Origin of the sequence: Bacillus sp. FSL K6-2861, assembly GCF_038630725.1 — a bacterium.
Classification (GTDB): domain Bacteria; phylum Bacillota; class Bacilli; order Bacillales; family Bacillaceae; genus Bacillus; species Bacillus velezensis.
This window is the reverse complement of record NZ_CP152037.1, coordinates 4,088,853-4,105,221: the sequence shown is the minus strand read 5'-3', so window position 1 is coordinate 4,105,221 and position 16,369 is coordinate 4,088,853. Positions and strand designations below refer to the sequence as shown.

Below are 16,369 nucleotides of genomic sequence, written 5' to 3'. Positions count from 1 at the left end.
GAGGTGTCCTGACAGATGGCTGAGGTGATGGCCCACGAAACAGTTGCGAAAAAAATCAGTGACTGGTATGAGGAAATCAAAAAGCACAACACCGAATCGGCTGAGGAGTTAAGAGAACAACTGCTTACGGATCTGCAAAATATGACACAAAATCAAACGGTGCTCCTTTATTTTAATTTAATTGATTCCCGCTATAAGCTTTTAATGGAAGAGTATGAGAAAACAGACGGCATTTTAAAAACGATCCAGCTGAACGCCGATAAAGAAAAAACAGACCAGATGATTCAATACTATTATTATTTCTTTTCCGGAATGCATGAGTTTTACCGTAAACGGTTTATGAATGCCATTAATTTTTACCGGATTGCTGAAAGCAGGCTCCGGCACATACCGAATGAGATTGAAAGAGCCGAGTTTAATTATCAAGTGGCGATTGCCTACTATGAAATCCGCCAAAACTACTTTGCGATGAACCACGCGGAAAAAGCGTTGGAGATCTACAAAGCCAATGAAATGTACGCGGTCAGAGAAGCACAGTGTTTAATGGTGATCGGCTGTAACAGAATGGACTTGTTTCACTATCAGAAAGCCGAAGAGCTCCTGCAGACGGCGGTTCATCAAGCCGCCAAAGCGGGTGATCCGCATATTAAGGCGCTCGCCCACTTTAACGCAGGCATTTGCTATGAAAGACAGGAAAAGCTTGAGGAGGCGCGGATCGAGTTTGAAACGGCTCTCGATCAAAAGGAGCATTTGCAATCAGCGTATTCGGTGCGGAGTCTGTACATGCTGGCCAGAGTGTTATTGAAACAGGAACAGGCGGATGAGGGCCGGTTTTGGCTGCATAAAGCGCTGAATGCCGCTGAAGAAAAAAACGAGCCCGTATACACCCAAAAGCTGCGCATCTTACAGCATGTCTTTATTGACCGCAATGAAGAAGCGCTTGAATCAGCTTTCGCCGAGTTAAGAAGGAAAGAGCTGTGGAGTGACGTTTCCGACTTGTCGTATCAGGCCGCTGCGCATTTTAAAAAACAGGAGAATTACAAACTGGCGGCGAAGTATTTTCAAGAATCAATTGATGCCAATGACCAAATTTTGAGATTAACGGAGGGGATTCGTAATGAAAACATGTAAATTCATTGTACTCTCAGCAGCCTTGGCAAGTCTCATTTCGATTGGATTATTTGCGCAAACTGGTTCAACGGCACAAGCCGAACAAATCATAAAACCGGCGGAAAACGGAGCCTTCGGATAATACTGCATGATCCCGCTTTCAGTCCGTGTTTTGTAAGGAGTGATTCAATGGCTATCACGCTGCGGCCGATGACAGGACAAGAATTTCAGTCCTATCTCGCTCATTCAACCAAGCATTACGCTGAAGAAAAGGTAAAAGCGGGAACGTGGCTGCCTGACGAAGCGCCGGAATTAGCGGAGCTGGCGTTTGAAGACCTGCTTCCTGACGGCTTGGAGACGGCCGATCACTATTTATGGACGCTGACATTGGACGGAAAGGAAAATGCCGGCTGGCTGTGGCTGCACGCCGATCCGGACCACCCGCAGCAGGACGCATTTATTTATGATTTCGGCCTTCATCCGCCTTTCCGCGGCAAAGGCTATGCGAAAGAGGCGCTCGCAAGGCTGGAGGACAAAGCCAAAGACCTGGGTGTCCGCAAGATTTCTCTCCATGTGTTCGCTCATAACGAAACGGCGCGGAAGCTGTATGAGAAGACCGGATTTCTGGAGACGGATGTCATCATGAGCAAAAAGCTGTCATGAAAAGAGGCCCGCACGATGGGGCCTCTTTTGTTATTCATCTAACAATGTCATCATGTGTTCCGGATAACGCTCGCCGGCCGCCGTGCCGATCGGAAACATCTCATCCAACCGCGCCTTCACATCCTCGGGAAGCACAATGTCGAGAGCGGCGAGGTTCTCTTCCAAGTAGTGTTTCTTTTTTGTACCCGGAATCGGAATAAGGTCATCGCCGTTTGCAAGAACCCATGCGAGCGCAAGCTGAGGCGCAGTGATATTCATTTCCCGGGCAATGGCGTTAAGTTTTTGGACGAGCCCTATATTCACCGCCAAATTGTCTCCCTGGAATCTCGGCGTTCTTCTTCTGTAATCATCGGCATCCAGCTGCTCGGTCGACGTCATCTTTCCGGAAAGAAAACCTCTGCCGAGCGGACTGTAAGGCACAAATGAAATGCCGAGCTCACGGCAGGCGGGCAGCACATGCTCCTCTGCTTCCCTGCTCCATAAAGAATATTCCGATTGAAGCGCGGCAATCGGGTGAATGCGGACGGCGCGCCTGATCGTTTCTGCGGAAGCCTCTGACAATCCGATATACCTCACCTTTCCTTCGTCTATCAGCTCCTTCATGGCGCCGACAGTTTCTTCAATCGGCACCCGCGGATCAACCCGGTGCAGATAGTAAAGGTCGATATAATCCGTCCCGAGACGTTTCAGACTGGCATCACACGCTTTTTTCACATAATCGGGCCGTCCGTTAATTTCGATAAACTCACCCTTTTCGCTTCGGACATAACCGAATTTCGTCGCGAGGTAAAGCTCCTTTCTGAATGGGGCGAGTGCTCTGCCGACAAGCTCTTCATTTGCACCCAATCCATATTGATCAGCCGTATCAAACAAATTCACGCCGAGATGAACGGCATGATGCAGTGTGGAAATCGACTCTTCCTCACTCTGGCTGCCGTAGTATTCCGACATGCCCATGCACCCTAACCCCATTGCGGAAACCCGCATCGAACCGATCGTTCTGTCCTTCATATGTCCTCCCCCTTTCTTGTATGATAACCGGATTTCCTGATATTTGAAAATGTTTTATGCATATGATTTACATATTGTTATAAAATTTTTAAAAATCTGTAAATTATCTATTTTTTTATCGCAATTCCGTCATATAATACAAATGTGGAAAAATTATACTCAAAGAAAAGAGGCGAAGTAATATGTGTAAAAAGCTGTTCAAAGCCATCCTCCCGTTTGCCCTGTCATTCACCATGGTTCTGTCGTTCTCCGGTTTGAATGTAAAAGCGAAAGAAACAGAAGCAGCCCGCTACGCAAAAGAAATCGCAGACCTTCAGCAGGGCACGACTCCTCAAGACGTTCTCCAATCCGCCAAAGAGCTTGCCAAACAGAAGCACGTTTCAACAGAAGCAATTCTCAAGCAGTTTCATCAAGAAATCACGGCAGACAAGGTGCAGGGAAATGTAACCGCTTCCAAAGAAGGGCTCTCTGCGATGGGCGGATCGTCAGGAACCAAAAAACTTCCGAAAAGCACAAAAGGCAATATTTATTACACGAACTCATACACGGCTTATTACAACCACGGGCATGTCGGCATGTATTCATCCGCTGATAAAATTGTTGAATCCGTGCCGGGAGACGGCGTCCGCCAGATTGCTTATAACGGCAGAGAAGTCGAAGACAATTCAATCGTTCAGACCGTGAAAGTTACCGATGCCCAAAAACAAGCCGCCGCTGACTGGGCTGTATCAAGAGTCGGTGATGAGTACTCCTTCAACTTCGTCAATAACAGAAATACGGGCCATGAAGGCGCCAAAAACTGCTCAAAACTGCTGTGGTCGGCATTCCTCTTAAAAGCCGGGATTGATATCGACTCTAATGGCGGCTTAGGCGTATACCCGCGCGACATCACAAGCTCGTCCTACACAACCACGATTCTGACCATTCACTAAGGAGAACAACGTGAAAAAAATCATTTGGATACCCTTAGTGATCATCGCCGCCGCAGCGGTCTTATGCTTCTTCTATTTCCGCACGGAAGATCCTGCGGAGGTTGCGAGAGACACATTAAATGACCCTGATTTTCTGAAAGATAAAGAGGCGCTGCTGTATTTCTCCACGGCGGCTGACCAAGACACGTTCGGCGGCGGAAAAAGCTACGCCCTCTTCGCCGATGACAAAGGACGGCTCTCTTCTTATCACATGAAGGGGCTTGAGCTCGGATCGGCCAAAGTGCATGACGGCAGCGTGCTGCTGGAGGACAAAAAAGGAATCTATACCGTTCAGGACGGCCTTCACACATATAAAAGAGCGTACCAGCATACGGGAGACAGCGCGGGATATATCGAACGGGCGAAAGGCTTTTACACGCTGTATAATTCGGGCTACGACAAGAGCGGCGGCAGCTATCGCTCAGAGCTGTACCGCCAGATTGACGGCAAGTGGAAGCAAGACGTCATCCCGCACTATATCCGCGCTTCAGGCTTTTTTAAAGATCATCTTTTCGCACTCACGCCGACAGATGACGAAAAAGGCTATCACATCCAAGACATTCAGGCTGATAAAGAAAAGCTCCATACAACATCAATCGCGACGTGGACGTATAAAGAAGGCACGTCTGTCGAATCCCAGCTCGCCGCGGACGACAGCGCCGTCTGCTTTGTCACCAGAGGGGAAAAAGCAGATCACATCTATCAAATGGTGAAAGTCATGAAAAACAGCGGCGCCATCAAAACGTATGACATCGCCGCTTATAATAATGACGAACAGACGATCTATGACTCCATGCCGTTCAGCTTCAAAAAAAGCTTTTTCATGGAGCGGCGCAGCTTCTATTTCGTTGACGGCTTCGGAAACGTGTACCGTATCAACTCTGAGACCGGAAAAAGCAAAAAAGCCTTCAAGCTCCCCGCATCACGAATGAAAGCCGACTTCAAGGAGCTGACCCATCAAAACGGAAAGCTGTATCTGTTTACGTACAGCTACAAAAAGCCCGCCAAAATCGAATCCTTCGACCTGAAAACGGGCAAAAAACTGAACGGCCTGACCATCCCGGGTCTGAAAGATATCGTGACGCCGAAAAGCCATCTCAAGCTGTATGATGTGCAGGTGATGGATGGGTTTGAGAAGGAAAAGCAGTCATCATAATGAAAACACAAACTTTGGATTATATAAACAAAAAAACCTTTTATTGGTTTACTTGTACTCGTTTCAGGATATAGAGTAGTAGACTGAATAAAAGGAGGATATATAGTGAAAAAACGTTTCAAATGGTTAGTGGGAGTAGTTATTTTTGTTTTCATGTTCAGTTTTTCAGGTGTGACAGAAGCTATTAGTACAAAGACAATAAAAGATGAAATCACATGCCCTGTCTGTGATAAAACGATTAAGTCTGAAGGAAGTAAAAAAGACAGACAAAAAGCTTTGAATATCGTCAAAGACAGAGATGATTTGGATATAGATAAAACAGAAGTCTTTGTGACTGTTTTAAATAATAAAGATCATAAGATTGCATTGGTTCATTATGAAGATCAGCAAAATCATTCATTTGCGCAGAGGTATATTAATTTAAACACTGAGCAAATCGTTTTATCCGTAGAGGGTATAGGAAAATGGGACAAAGAAAAAAAAGAAGGAAACTTCAAATTAAGAGTTGGCGATAAAGAAATTATTAATGAAGATTTTAATCAAGATGGATTAAAAGGCAAGGGGAATAATGCTTTATTGAACTCTGTCAAAAAAGCATCTCCGGCAAAATCAAAATTGGAGTCCTGTAACGATTTAGTCACAAAAATGCTGGGGCTGGGATCCAGTATTGCTTGCGCAGGTGCTTGTATGGCTGTCGGAGGTGCTGTCGGCGCAGTAGTGTGCTCGCCTTTATGTTTAGCAATTGAAAATGGAGTTGGCGAAGCAGGTGCTAAAGAAATTTGTGAACAATTCTTTGGTTGAAATATGCAGATTTGAAAAGAGCTTGCCGCTTTTGGTAAGCTTTTTATAATGAAATGTTACTGCAAGAAAGAAGGTGTTCATTTGAAATCATTCAGTATCTTCTTATTGTTGTCCGTCATTTGTATAACCATTGTTTTTGTCATAATGAATATGTTGATTGGATACCCTGATATGAGCAACGGGGCATTGATTATGATTGTATATATCGTTGTGACCCTTATGATAAGGCTATATAACAAGAGAAAAGCCGACCGAACATAGAGATAGAGGAATTTAGGAGGGAGCCGATGAAGAAAAAGCTTGCCGCGGTGACCGTAACCATTCTCCTGGTTTCCGTAATAACCAACTCTTTTTTAAACGGCGGAAAGCCGGACTGGATTGATGTTTGCTCTACACTGCTGGCGTGTCTATTAGGAATTCTGTTCGTCCTTCGCTTAGAAAAAAGAGAAAACACGTAAAGAGCCGGATGCTGGAAACACCGGCTCTTTTTGCGCGTGATTTGCCGAATTGTGGATAAAACTCAGCCCGAAGCACTACTAACATGTGTATAAATAGGTTATATTGAAAAGAGAACAATTGCCGCGTGCAAAAGAAAACCGGAGGACGTAACGATGAAAACCGCTTATTATTCTTGTGAAGAACATATCGAAACCGTGCTGGACATGTACATAGATGATCATGAGCTTCCGCCCGAAATCAGAAAAATCGAACATACTAACAGTTTATCCACAGCCTGTGAATTATGTGGGGACACTGCAACATATCTAGTAGGGAACGAATGATCCTACACAAAATACAGAAAAGATATCCACAATTGTGGACAATATATATGAATAACTTGTTTCTAAAGTGGGGATGACCTGTGAATATCAATATTGTGACCATCGGAAAACTAAAAGAAAAATACCTCAAGCAAGGCATTGAAGAATACAAAAAACGACTCTCAGCCTACGCAAAAATCGACATCATCGAACTCCCGGACGAAAAAGCTCCGGAAAACCTGAGCGACCAAGACATGAAAATCGTCAAAGACAAAGAAGGCGAACGCATCCTGGCCAAAATCAGCCCGGACACCCACGTCATCGCCCTCGCCATCGAAGGAAAAATGAAAACATCCGAAGAACTGGCCGATACAATAGATAAGCTGGCGACTTATGGAAAAAGCAAAATCACCTTCGTCATCGGCGGCTCACTCGGCCTAAGCGACGCCGTCATGAAGCGCGCAGACGACAAACTGTCATTCTCAAAAATGACATTTCCTCATCAGCTCATGCGTCTGATTTTAGTGGAGCAGATTTACCGGGCTTTTCGGATTAATCGTGGGGAGCCTTATCATAAGTGAGTGGTTCACAGCATCTCGAAGTGGGATGCTGTTATGCTTTAGATTTTCATTATTTTTATATTTTCTTTGTTATAAGGAAAATGAAAAATGCCCTATGCATTGTGAATAGGACATTATCTTTAAAGAGTGAAACTACTCCTTATTTTTTCAGTTAAACATCTAAGATCAGTAAAGATTTTCAGCGCAATGAGGACATATATTTTTTTCCCAAAGTTTTTGGTAAGTATTAATATTAACAACTCGTCTACAATTTTTACAATTCATACTTTCACCCTCGGAAATGCTGATCTGTTCATAAATTTTTTTGGGAGAATATATATAACGGCGAACTTTATCATGGATTGGTGAATATTCAAGCCAAAAATTAAATTGCTTTTCATTATTATGGAGGGAATAAGTGCTAGAGTAATCTATTGCAAAAATATCTAGGCGTATTTCATCGTCTCCTACTTTTTTAGAAACGTCTCTTTTTCTCAAATGAATTAATCTTTGATAAAAGAGTTCAGAAAACTGAGGTTTATTTAAGAGTTCGATATTCTCCTTGGTAATCTCTATTGCAAAATGACTAGATTTTTTTTGTCTACAGAAGTCCTCAATGTCTTTTAAGATAATATTTTCATTGTTTGTAGACATAATATTACGCCGTTTAGTTTGACCATGAGACCTTATTGCAGAGTCAATCATGTCTTTACTTATATATTGAAAAGGTCTTCCAGGGGTTAAGGCATCTGTTCGGTATGCTAGGTACTGGTCAATACACTCGCTAAGCATCAATCCAAAGTCTCTACTATTACCCATGGAAGCAATAACCAACTCTCTAAAAATCTCTTCGCTGCGAAATAAAGTACCGTAATCAACTTGGTAGGAATCTAAATATTTATGTAAACGCTTATTTACTAGTTCTTTAAAATAATTGATACATCTACTTCTTTCATGATTAGAGTCTTCATATATTAAAGATGTATCCAAATTTAATGGATGTTGTAGGTCAGCTCCTTGAACAAGTTGATGTAAATTTCCTCTGCCCGGTACAAATGCAATCCAAAAATAGATAGGAGAGCCATTTATTTTATCTATAAAGTCGGCTGTATATTCTTGGATATTGTCATTTTTGTATATTTTTTCCCACTCATCTATATAAAAGACTATTGAATTTAAAGATAATTTGTTTACTAGTGCAACTAAATTTTCTTTTACACTATGTAGATTTAAGTAAGATAAGTAGTCATTATTCTTCAGTAATTTTTCAGAGGACTCTTCTATTTGTTTATTCATTAGCTCACTCGATAAAGAAAAACTTTTTTCTGTAATACCAGCATTAACTTTACAACAAATTTCATCAATTTCTTTTTGAAAACTTTCAAGTGTTAAACTACCGGTACTTACTTCAGAAACTTTTACGTTACCAAGCCGACTAATATTTTTAAAATTAATTAACATAGTCAAAGCTTCTGTAAAAGATTTAATAGTTTCACGTTCATCTTTATTAAAGAGCAGCTTTAAAGTTTCAAATAAATTATCGGCTTCTAAATTTTTTAGTAAACGGATTATCTGAAATTGTATTTGTTCATATAAGTGAATACTAAAAATACGATTGAAAATTTCTGAATTAACACTCTGAGGAAAAGAAATATTTTTAAGATTTATATATATCGATAGAGTTTTATGATTGTTTATACTACTATTTAGTTTGTCATTGGATAATAATAAAAGGTGAGTCTTACCCGTGCCTCTTTCTCCATTAATAATACCACTGGAATTTTTCGATTTCTCTATTAAGGTATTCAAGAATTGATTATTGTCTACATGTAGATCTTGTAAATCTGATATTATTTTTTTACTATTATGATCCTCAAAATTAATATCATCTTTTAGGTTAGTGAAAGCAGTTTTGATTGATGATATAAATGTCGAGTCATTAATAAAATCCGCTAACTGGGCCATGTCTTCATCTCCTTAGTTTACATTATAAGGTATATTATTCGCGAAGTATATATTTTAAAGAATAAAAGTAGTTCTCAAATCCGATACCAGTACATCACGGTTTCCCGTATCACAAATAACCACATAGTTATTGAGTGTTGATGAAAACAATTATCTATAGTAGGGTGTCGAGTTTCTCATAAAATAAAAAGGTTTTTAAGTTTATTTATGTTATCTAATTTAAGTTGGAGCATTATATCGCTAGTTATTAACTATACTTGCAAATGCTATATTTAGATTGTGTTTTATAATCAATGTTACATATATACTTGAAGTATTAACACTCCTCAACCAATCTTTTTGAGCTATAAATCTCTTTTGTAGTTTAGACCTAGCTTTATCCCGTTTCACTACATAGCTTGAAAATAAATAATTCAAAAATTTAAAAAGTCAAATTCTGTAGATGTAAAGGTGACTTTCCTTTATTAGCTACTCTTGAACTCCTTTTGCTTAGTTAATCGAAATTTATCACTAGAGATAAAACACTATTATTTGATATTTATTGAATTATCATTATCTATTAAGAGAAATTGAGTTAAATAAAATGTGCTCTGCCATTCAAAACGCATTGTTTGCACCAGATCCTAATTATACTCGGATATTTCTATTTGAAGTTTGCGTTCGTGCATAATAGCGTCTTCTTATATGCACTAGTATTACTTGCGTATACTGAAAAACTGTAAAAAAAGCCTGAGAAAATGCACAATTCCTGAACCCCATATTTACCTCACTGCATATAACGATCCTCCCGCAATCTCTCCCGAATAGCCACTTCCTATGCAATTCTGCACCGACATTCGTTTCTTTTACTATCTTCCGTTTCAGCTCTTTGTCGACTAACCGTTTCACTGTTAATACATCAATTCCGGTGCTTAACACTTTGGCCTTGGAGAAGCCGCCGCTGACCATGACAATCATTTTTCCGTTGTCAGTATAAATCCCTTTCCGTCACGGAAACCTAGTGGAAAAGGTTTCTGAAAGGAGGGGGCGTATGATGAAAAGTGAAAAAATTCAAAACAAAACATCTTTGGTTTGGAAGATGGCGATTGCATCTGCTGTTTCGTGGGAAGCGGCAAAATTAGCGGGTTCTGATCATCCCTATTTAGCGCCTCTTTCTGTTATTTTATGTTTGCAGCCAACGATAGATCAGTCGATTCGCTTTTCTTTTCATCGTATTGCGGGAACTGCGATTGGGATCATGCTAACGTCCTATCTTGTCAGTCACTTGCCAATGAATGGCTGGATGCTGGGGCTGTTCCTATTAGGCGGTACTTACATTGCGAAGTGGTTACGAATAGATGTAACGGTTCTACATCAGGTAGCGCTCACCATTTTGTTGGTCTTTACGTTTGAACGAAACGCTAAAGATTATGCATTCGACCGAATCATCGATACGGTGATCGGCGTCATTATCGCCATTCTGGTTCACATGTTCCTTTTTCCGCCGGACTACACAAAAAAGGCAGCGGACTCTTTTCAAACATTGGCTCGTCAGCTTTCCGGCACACTTTCAGACCTTTCCAAATGGGTGCAATCAGAGTGGGGACAAGGAAAAGGAAACCTCATGGCGTATAGAATGAACCATCTTCTGCAGGAGCTGCATACGGCAAAAGAGATGCTGCAAACAGCCTCTGACAGCTTAAAATTCAACCCCGTCAGAAAAAAACATAAAATCATCATTTCAAGCTATCAAATAGAGATGCAAAAGTTGAACGCCGGATTTGAGTATCTGTCAAATATAGTGAAAACGTTAAAAGATTGGGAAAAAGAAGGAGCTTTATCTTCAAGTGACAAAAGGGAGCTGGGGAATGATTTACAAGTGTTAAGTGAATACTTTGCGGGTTTTATAGGAATACAGCAGGGTGAAACAGACAATTGGAAACAGAAGGAACAGGACATGTTATTGGAATCTCTCCGCTCCGACATGCTGTCGCACCCGCCGCCCGGTCATAAGGTCTATAAAGACTCTTTTTTTTTAGAAACGAAAAAATTGCTGAAGCGTTTGTAATGTTTTCTGGAAAAAAAGAATATGGATTTACAGATGCAGATATGATCAGGTAAAACGGGGGACATGAAATGGATGATATACACCGGATTTTGGATGTCATCGCCACTTCTAAAAAAGCTAAGGTACTGGCTACCATTATTAAAACAGAGGGGTCCGCTTATAAGAAAGAAGGGGCTTCGATGCTGATTTTAGGGGATAAAACAAGAGTCGGAATGTTATCCGCCGGTTGTCTGGAAGAAGATCTCGTTGAACGGTCAGAACAGGTCTGGGCTGCAGGAGAGCCGTTGATTGTCCGCTTTGATATGAGCTCGGAAGACGATTTATCCTGGGGACAGGGCATTGGCTGTAATGGTGTTTTGACGGTTTTACTTGAGCCTGTAAAAGGGGAATTGGAACGAAATCTGATGACAGTCAAGGCATGCTTAGATGAAAAAAAGTCTGTGACCCGAATGAAACGATTCACGGAAACGTTAGAGCCGAAGGAAGAGCTGTACATAGTGGAAGATGGCGAAGTGTTTGGAACCGGGGATGTTATGGAACAAGGCCGTATTCAAAAACTGAGACAGACGGAAAAGGGAATCAAGAGGGATGAACATACCTCTGATTTATTTTTTATCCATCAGATGGTGCCAAAACCTTGTTTATATGTATTCGGAGCAGGGGAAGATGCGAAGCCGTTAGTTTCTTTGGCAGCTGGCACTGGCTTTCATGTGACGGTGATTGACTGGCGTCCCGCTTTATGTCATCACGGCCATTTTCCTGAAGCCGGCCATTTGATTACAGGAGCACCGGAAGAAGTCATGGAAGGTCTGAGCATGACAAAAAGGGATTTTGTTGTCATTATGACGCACAGCTTTCAAAAAGATCAGATCATTTTACATACATTAAAAAACGAGAATGTGTTTTATAAAGGTGTATTAGGCCCCAGAAGGCGCACCGAGCGGCTATTAGGCGGAGCTGAGATTCCCGAGGATATTCATTCCCCTATTGGGCTTTCCATCGGAGCACAGGGCCCTCAGGAGATTGCTGTAAGCATTGTCGGCGAGATGATTAAAGAAATGCGAAAGCAAAGGTCTCTCTTATGAAAACAGCAGCCATTTACCTGGCAGCCGGTACAAGCAGACGCATGGGGACGGATAAGCGAAGTTTAGTTCTCAATGGAGTTTCCCTTGGAAGTATAGCTCTTAAAAATGCCTTGTTATCTGAATTAGATCATATTTTCGTTATTACGGGAAAGGGAGATCCACTGCATTGGCTTTCGGATTTTTTCTTTTTAGACCCCATATCAAGCAAGTGGAGCCAGGCAGAATGTGAGCAAGCGGGTAAAGGCCAAGGCCATTCTATACAATGCGGTGTGAAAAAAGCGGCAGAGTACGAGGCTGACGCCGTTATCATTCTCCTTGCAGATCAGCCGTTTGTCACCGCAGATATCATCAATACGTTAATTGATTCCTATCAAAAGGAGCCCTGTTATTCATTTATCTCCGCTGAAAATCAACATCTTCCTATGCCCCCCATTTTATTCTCAAATCAATGTTTTCCGGTATTGCTTCAGTTAAAGGGAGATCAGGGCGCCCGGCATGTCATCCGTGAAAGTATGATCAATATGGGAAAAATGATCAGCTTTCAAGACCCTTTGCTTTTTTATGACGTCGATACAGTTGAAGATTATACGCTGCTGCTGAATAAATTCGGGGAGTGAATGAGTTGGAGTATATCGGGAAGAGTGTCATTCGAAAAGAGGCCCTTGAAAAAGTGACGGGTAAAGCGAAATATACGGATGATTTTCAAGAAACAGGCACATTACACGCAAAAATGCTGGTCAGTCCATATGCTCATGCCGATATTGTGTCTATGGACTTTTCAGAGGCTTGGAAGATTCCCGGCGTGAGAGCGATATTGGGTGATGAACCTTTTCCGCTTGCAGGTGAAGAAATTAAAGACAGGTCGCCGATTGCTTATAAAAGGGTCAGATACCATGGTGAGCCGGTTGCTGTTGTTGTAGCGGAAAATCCGATTACAGCTAAAAAGGCAGCGGATGCCATCAAAGTATCCTATAAACCTCTTCCCGTCGTCAATTCCCCCCGTGAGGCCTTTCAAAAGGATGCGCCGCTCGTCCATGAAAATGCGGACCGCTATGAGAAGACAAAAGGTGTATTCCCGGTTCCGAAGACAAATATCGCAAACGTGGATAAGGTTAGAAAAGGAAATATTGAAGACGGGTTTAGGGAAAGTGATGTGACAGCAGAATTCCAGATTTCCTTTAACCCTTCTGATCACGCTGCGATGGAAACAAGATGCTCGATTGTTGAAATTCGGGCGAATGAGGAGATTATCATTACCACATCCTCTCAAGCTCCTTTTGCCATGAAAAAATTAATGCAGTGGTATTTTGGAATCGAACCCGGAAAGGTGATCGTCAAAACGCCTTTAGTAGGAGGAGCGTACGGGGGAAAAGCAGCCGTTCAGTTAGAGGTGATTGCCTATTTGGCATCAAAAGCAGTCGGAGGCCGGCCCGTCAAATTGTTTAATACGAGAGAAGAGGATCTGATCACATCTCCCGTTCATATCGGGTTGGATGCCATTGTCAAATTAGGGGCTGCAAAGGATGGAATCTTAAAGGCGGCGGATATTCAGCTTTTATTTGATGGCGGAGCGTATTCTGATAAAGGAGTGGACATCAGCCGGGCTGCGGTGGTTGATTGTACGGGTCCGTACGCTATCGATCATATACGGTGTGATTCATATTGTATGTATACGAATCATCCATATCCAAGTGCATTCAGGGGCTACAGCCATGCTGAAGTGTTATTTGCCTTTGAGCGGACGATGGATGTATTGGCGGAAAAGCTGAACATGGACCCGTTAGAACTCCGCTATAAAAATGCCATTCGCCCCGGTGACACCACACCGACTCAAGTTCTTCTCAATTCAAGCACGGTCGGAAATGTGCCGAAATGCATTGAGAGATTGAAGGAATTAATGAATTGGTCCGAGGGACAGCGAATTGAAATCGACGGCCGGAAGATACGGGCGAAGGGAATCAGCTGCATTTGGAAAACCTCAACATTTGATACAAATGCAACATCCGGGGTGATTCTAACCTTTAATCCCGATGGAAGCATTAATTTGATGTCAGGGGTAGTGGAAATTGGAACAGGGACAAAAACAGTGCTAGCCCAAATCTTAGCGGAACGAATGAAAATGGATATAAGCAAAATTCACGTAAAAATGCTTATAGATACACAAACAACACCCGAGCATTGGAAAACCGTGGGGAGCAGAGGGACGTTAATGGCCGGAAGAGCCGTACTGAATGCGGCGGAGGAAGCCATTCGAAAGCTGAAAGACGTGGCATCATGTGTGTTGCGGGTTCCTGTCGAGGAATTGGAAGTGGCCGACGGAAAGGTTTATTTTATAGATCATCCTTCTGTACATGTTGAAATAAAAGACATTGCTTACGGATATACGTTTCCGCATGGAAATACCATTGGCGGCCAAATCATTGCGAGCGGCAATTACACATTAACCCGGATGACGAATTTAGACCGGGAAACGGGAAGAGGAAAGCCGGGACCCGAGTGGGCTGTAGGTGCTCAGGGAATTGAAGTTGAGTTGGATAAACGGGATTATACGTACCGAATTACAAAAGCCTATTCTGTTGTGGATATAGGAACTGTACTGAATGAAAAAGCTGCTAGGGGTCAAGTAATGGGGGGGATGAGTATGGGAATCGCATTTGGAGGAAGAGAAACCTTTGTATTTGATTCATATGGCAGAGTATTAAATCCTCAGCTTAGAACATACCGCCCCCTTCACTATGGAGAGCAGCCTGAATATATCATTGAATTTGTTGAAACCCCGCATGTGATTGCCCCTTATGGAGCGCGCGGCGGCGGGGAACACGGACTGTTGGGGATGCCGGCAGCATTGGGAAATTGCCTTTCCGCCGCTTTAGGTGTCCAATTGAATCAACTTCCTCTCATTCCCGAACGATTATGGAGGACGCAAGAGGGGTGGAAAGATGATACCGTTTGATTTCGACTATTTTAAACCGAAGACCATTCAAGAAACAATCAATCTATTTCACTTGCTTGCGGCCGAAAAGAAAACACCAATGTATTATTCCGGCGGCACGGAAATTATCACGTTAGGAAGGCTGAATATCATCTATACGGATGCGGTGATAGATATGAACGCGCTTCCGGAATTTCAAACCATCCGCTTTTATGAAAATGATCTGGTGATCGGAGCGGGCGTGTCATTAACGAAACTGGAGGAAGAAAATCCATTTCCGCTATTAAGTAAAACAGTCAGTGAAATAGCCGATCGGACGACTCGAAATAAGATCAGCCTGGGCGGAAACATTTGCGGGGGCATCTATTACCGTGAGGCCGTGCTGCCGTTGTTAATTTCCGATAGTTTGATAGGGATTGCAGGGAGAGCGGGGATTCATTACCGTCCCATAAATAAAGTATTTAACAAGGAAATACAGTTGCAAAAAGGTGATTTTTTATTTCATGCCGTTGTCGATCGAGCGTACGTTGACCTGCCATTTGTCAGTATCAAAAGAAGACAGCAGTGGAATGTCGGGTATCCATTGGTGACGGTCTGTGCGCTGAAAAAAGATGATGAGATCAGAATGGCCTTCAGCGGCGTATGTCCATTTCCGTTTCGTTCTGCTGAAATGGAGGCTGTGCTTAACGATAAAAGCCGATCAGCAGAAGAAAGAGTAAGCAGGTCTTTACAGTATGTACCCAAACCCGTTCTTGATGACGCAGAAGGCTCAAGTGAATACCGAATGTTTGTCTTGCAAAATACAATTTTAGATGCCCTACGGGAATTAGAAGGAGGTCCAAATGTCTGATCCTATTACGTTGAAAGTAAATGGCGAGGAAAGACAGATTACGGTCAGGCCGGCTGATACTTTGTTATTTGCTCTTCGTCTTCGTCTCGGATTAACTGGTGCAAAACCGGGCTGCTTAAATGGGGATTGCGGCGCCTGTACGGTATTAACGGACGGGGTGCCGATGAAATCTTGCTTAATGCTTGCGGCAGAAGGGGAAGGAAAGGACATTACGACAATTGAAGGACTGATCAATACGCCGATTCAAAAGGCTTTTATTGAAAAATTCGCGTTTCAATGCGGTTATTGCACACCGGGTTTTCTCATGAATTGTCATGCTTTAGTGAATACTGAGCCGAATGCAAGTGATGACACGATAAAAAATTGGCTGGAGTCCAATATTTGCAGATGTACGGGTTATAGGGAGATTGAAGAAGCGGTTAAATCCGTTTTACATACAGGGAAACCGTAAAAAAAG

The 16,369-nt window shown here is 42.4% G+C and carries 17 protein-coding genes and 1 pseudogene; 15 read left to right on the top strand and 3 right to left on the bottom strand.

The genetic code is table 11. From position 1 onward, the window contains the following. Positions 1–15: 15 nt before the first annotated feature. Genes NYE62_RS20355 through NYE62_RS20345 form a run of 3 tightly spaced genes read left to right on the top strand, consistent with a single transcriptional unit; the run spans position 16 to position 1,773 of the window. Entirely contained in the window at positions 16–1,131 is a 1,116-nt protein-coding gene (locus tag NYE62_RS20355; RefSeq protein WP_342497163.1) for an aspartate phosphatase, read from the top strand. Then, on the top strand, positions 1,118–1,252 hold the full coding sequence (locus NYE62_RS20350; RefSeq protein WP_007407881.1) for a hypothetical protein: 135 nt from the start codon (positions 1,118–1,120) through the stop codon (positions 1,250–1,252). Before NYE62_RS20355 ends, NYE62_RS20350 begins: the two co-directional genes overlap by 14 nt. 47 nt (positions 1,253–1,299) lie before the next feature. Beyond that, positions 1,300–1,773, top strand: coding sequence for a GNAT family N-acetyltransferase (locus tag NYE62_RS20345; protein WP_064108023.1), 474 nt, complete (start codon positions 1,300–1,302; stop codon positions 1,771–1,773). A 30-nt stretch (positions 1,774–1,803) separates the two neighbouring features. On the opposite strand, the gene NYE62_RS20340 is transcribed toward NYE62_RS20345, so the two are convergent. Next, entirely contained in the window at positions 1,804–2,784 is a 981-nt protein-coding gene (locus NYE62_RS20340) for an aldo/keto reductase (protein WP_326244016.1), read from the bottom strand. Positions 2,785–2,966: 182 nt separating this feature from the next. Between NYE62_RS20340 and NYE62_RS20335 the strand changes: the two genes are divergently transcribed. The 6 genes from NYE62_RS20335 (at position 2,967) to rlmH (ending at position 7,054) form a co-directional block, all read left to right on the top strand. Next, positions 2,967–3,716, top strand: coding sequence for a YiiX/YebB-like N1pC/P60 family cysteine hydrolase (locus tag NYE62_RS20335; protein WP_015418599.1), 750 nt, complete (start codon positions 2,967–2,969; stop codon positions 3,714–3,716). 10 nt (positions 3,717–3,726) lie between these two features. Next, positions 3,727–4,911, top strand: a complete 1,185-nt coding sequence (locus NYE62_RS20330) for a hypothetical protein (RefSeq protein WP_342497162.1) — start codon at positions 3,727–3,729, stop codon at positions 4,909–4,911. A 105-nt stretch (positions 4,912–5,016) separates the two neighbouring features. Continuing rightward, positions 5,017–5,712 carry an ABC transporter substrate-binding protein gene (locus NYE62_RS20325; RefSeq protein WP_342497161.1) on the top strand — a complete coding sequence of 232 codons (696 nt, stop codon included), beginning with the start codon at positions 5,017–5,019 and terminating at the stop codon, positions 5,710–5,712. 287 nt (positions 5,713–5,999) lie between these two features. Continuing rightward, positions 6,000–6,170 (top strand): hypothetical protein, encoded by a 171-nt coding sequence (locus NYE62_RS20320; protein ID WP_007407875.1) that lies wholly within the window; start codon positions 6,000–6,002, stop codon positions 6,168–6,170. A 153-nt stretch (positions 6,171–6,323) separates the two neighbouring features. Then, positions 6,324–6,494, top strand: coding sequence for a CxxH/CxxC protein (locus NYE62_RS20315; protein WP_004393147.1), 171 nt, complete (start codon positions 6,324–6,326; stop codon positions 6,492–6,494). A gap of 80 nt (positions 6,495–6,574) precedes the next feature. After that, on the top strand, positions 6,575–7,054 hold the full coding sequence (gene rlmH / locus NYE62_RS20310; RefSeq protein WP_013354196.1) for a 23S rRNA (pseudouridine(1915)-N(3))-methyltransferase RlmH: 480 nt from the start codon (positions 6,575–6,577) through the stop codon (positions 7,052–7,054). Between the two features lie 165 nt (positions 7,055–7,219). Here the strand turns inward: rlmH and NYE62_RS20305 are convergent, their stop codons facing one another. Beyond that, a complete protein-coding gene (locus tag NYE62_RS20305) occupies positions 7,220–8,998 on the bottom strand; it encodes a hypothetical protein (RefSeq protein WP_064115212.1) in 1,779 nt (592 codons plus the stop codon). A 766-nt stretch (positions 8,999–9,764) separates the two neighbouring features. Continuing rightward, positions 9,765–9,928 (bottom strand): annotated as a pseudogene (locus tag NYE62_RS20300) (fructose-bisphosphatase class III); the annotation flags it as partial. A 100-nt stretch (positions 9,929–10,028) separates the two neighbouring features. Here NYE62_RS20300 and NYE62_RS20295 point away from each other — a divergent pair. The 6 genes from NYE62_RS20295 (at position 10,029) to NYE62_RS20270 (ending at position 16,363) form a co-directional block, all read left to right on the top strand. Further along, a complete protein-coding gene (locus tag NYE62_RS20295; protein WP_342497160.1) occupies positions 10,029–11,045 on the top strand; it encodes an FUSC family protein in 1,017 nt (338 codons plus the stop codon). A 68-nt stretch (positions 11,046–11,113) separates the two neighbouring features. Next, positions 11,114–12,130, top strand: a complete 1,017-nt coding sequence (locus tag NYE62_RS20290) for an XdhC/CoxI family protein (RefSeq protein WP_342497159.1) — start codon at positions 11,114–11,116, stop codon at positions 12,128–12,130. After that, a complete protein-coding gene (locus NYE62_RS20285; RefSeq protein WP_342497158.1) occupies positions 12,127–12,747 on the top strand; it encodes an NTP transferase domain-containing protein in 621 nt (206 codons plus the stop codon). The genes NYE62_RS20290 and NYE62_RS20285 overlap by 4 nt, the downstream gene beginning before the upstream one ends. A gap of 5 nt (positions 12,748–12,752) precedes the next feature. Beyond that, entirely contained in the window at positions 12,753–15,083 is a 2,331-nt protein-coding gene (locus tag NYE62_RS20280; RefSeq protein WP_342497157.1) for a xanthine dehydrogenase family protein molybdopterin-binding subunit, read from the top strand. Continuing rightward, positions 15,070–15,912, top strand: a complete 843-nt coding sequence (locus tag NYE62_RS20275; protein WP_342497156.1) for an FAD binding domain-containing protein — start codon at positions 15,070–15,072, stop codon at positions 15,910–15,912. The genes NYE62_RS20280 and NYE62_RS20275 overlap by 14 nt, the downstream gene beginning before the upstream one ends. After that, entirely contained in the window at positions 15,905–16,363 is a 459-nt protein-coding gene (locus NYE62_RS20270; protein ID WP_015418586.1) for a (2Fe-2S)-binding protein, read from the top strand. The genes NYE62_RS20275 and NYE62_RS20270 overlap by 8 nt, the downstream gene beginning before the upstream one ends. The last annotated feature ends 6 nt before the right edge of the window (positions 16,364–16,369 follow it).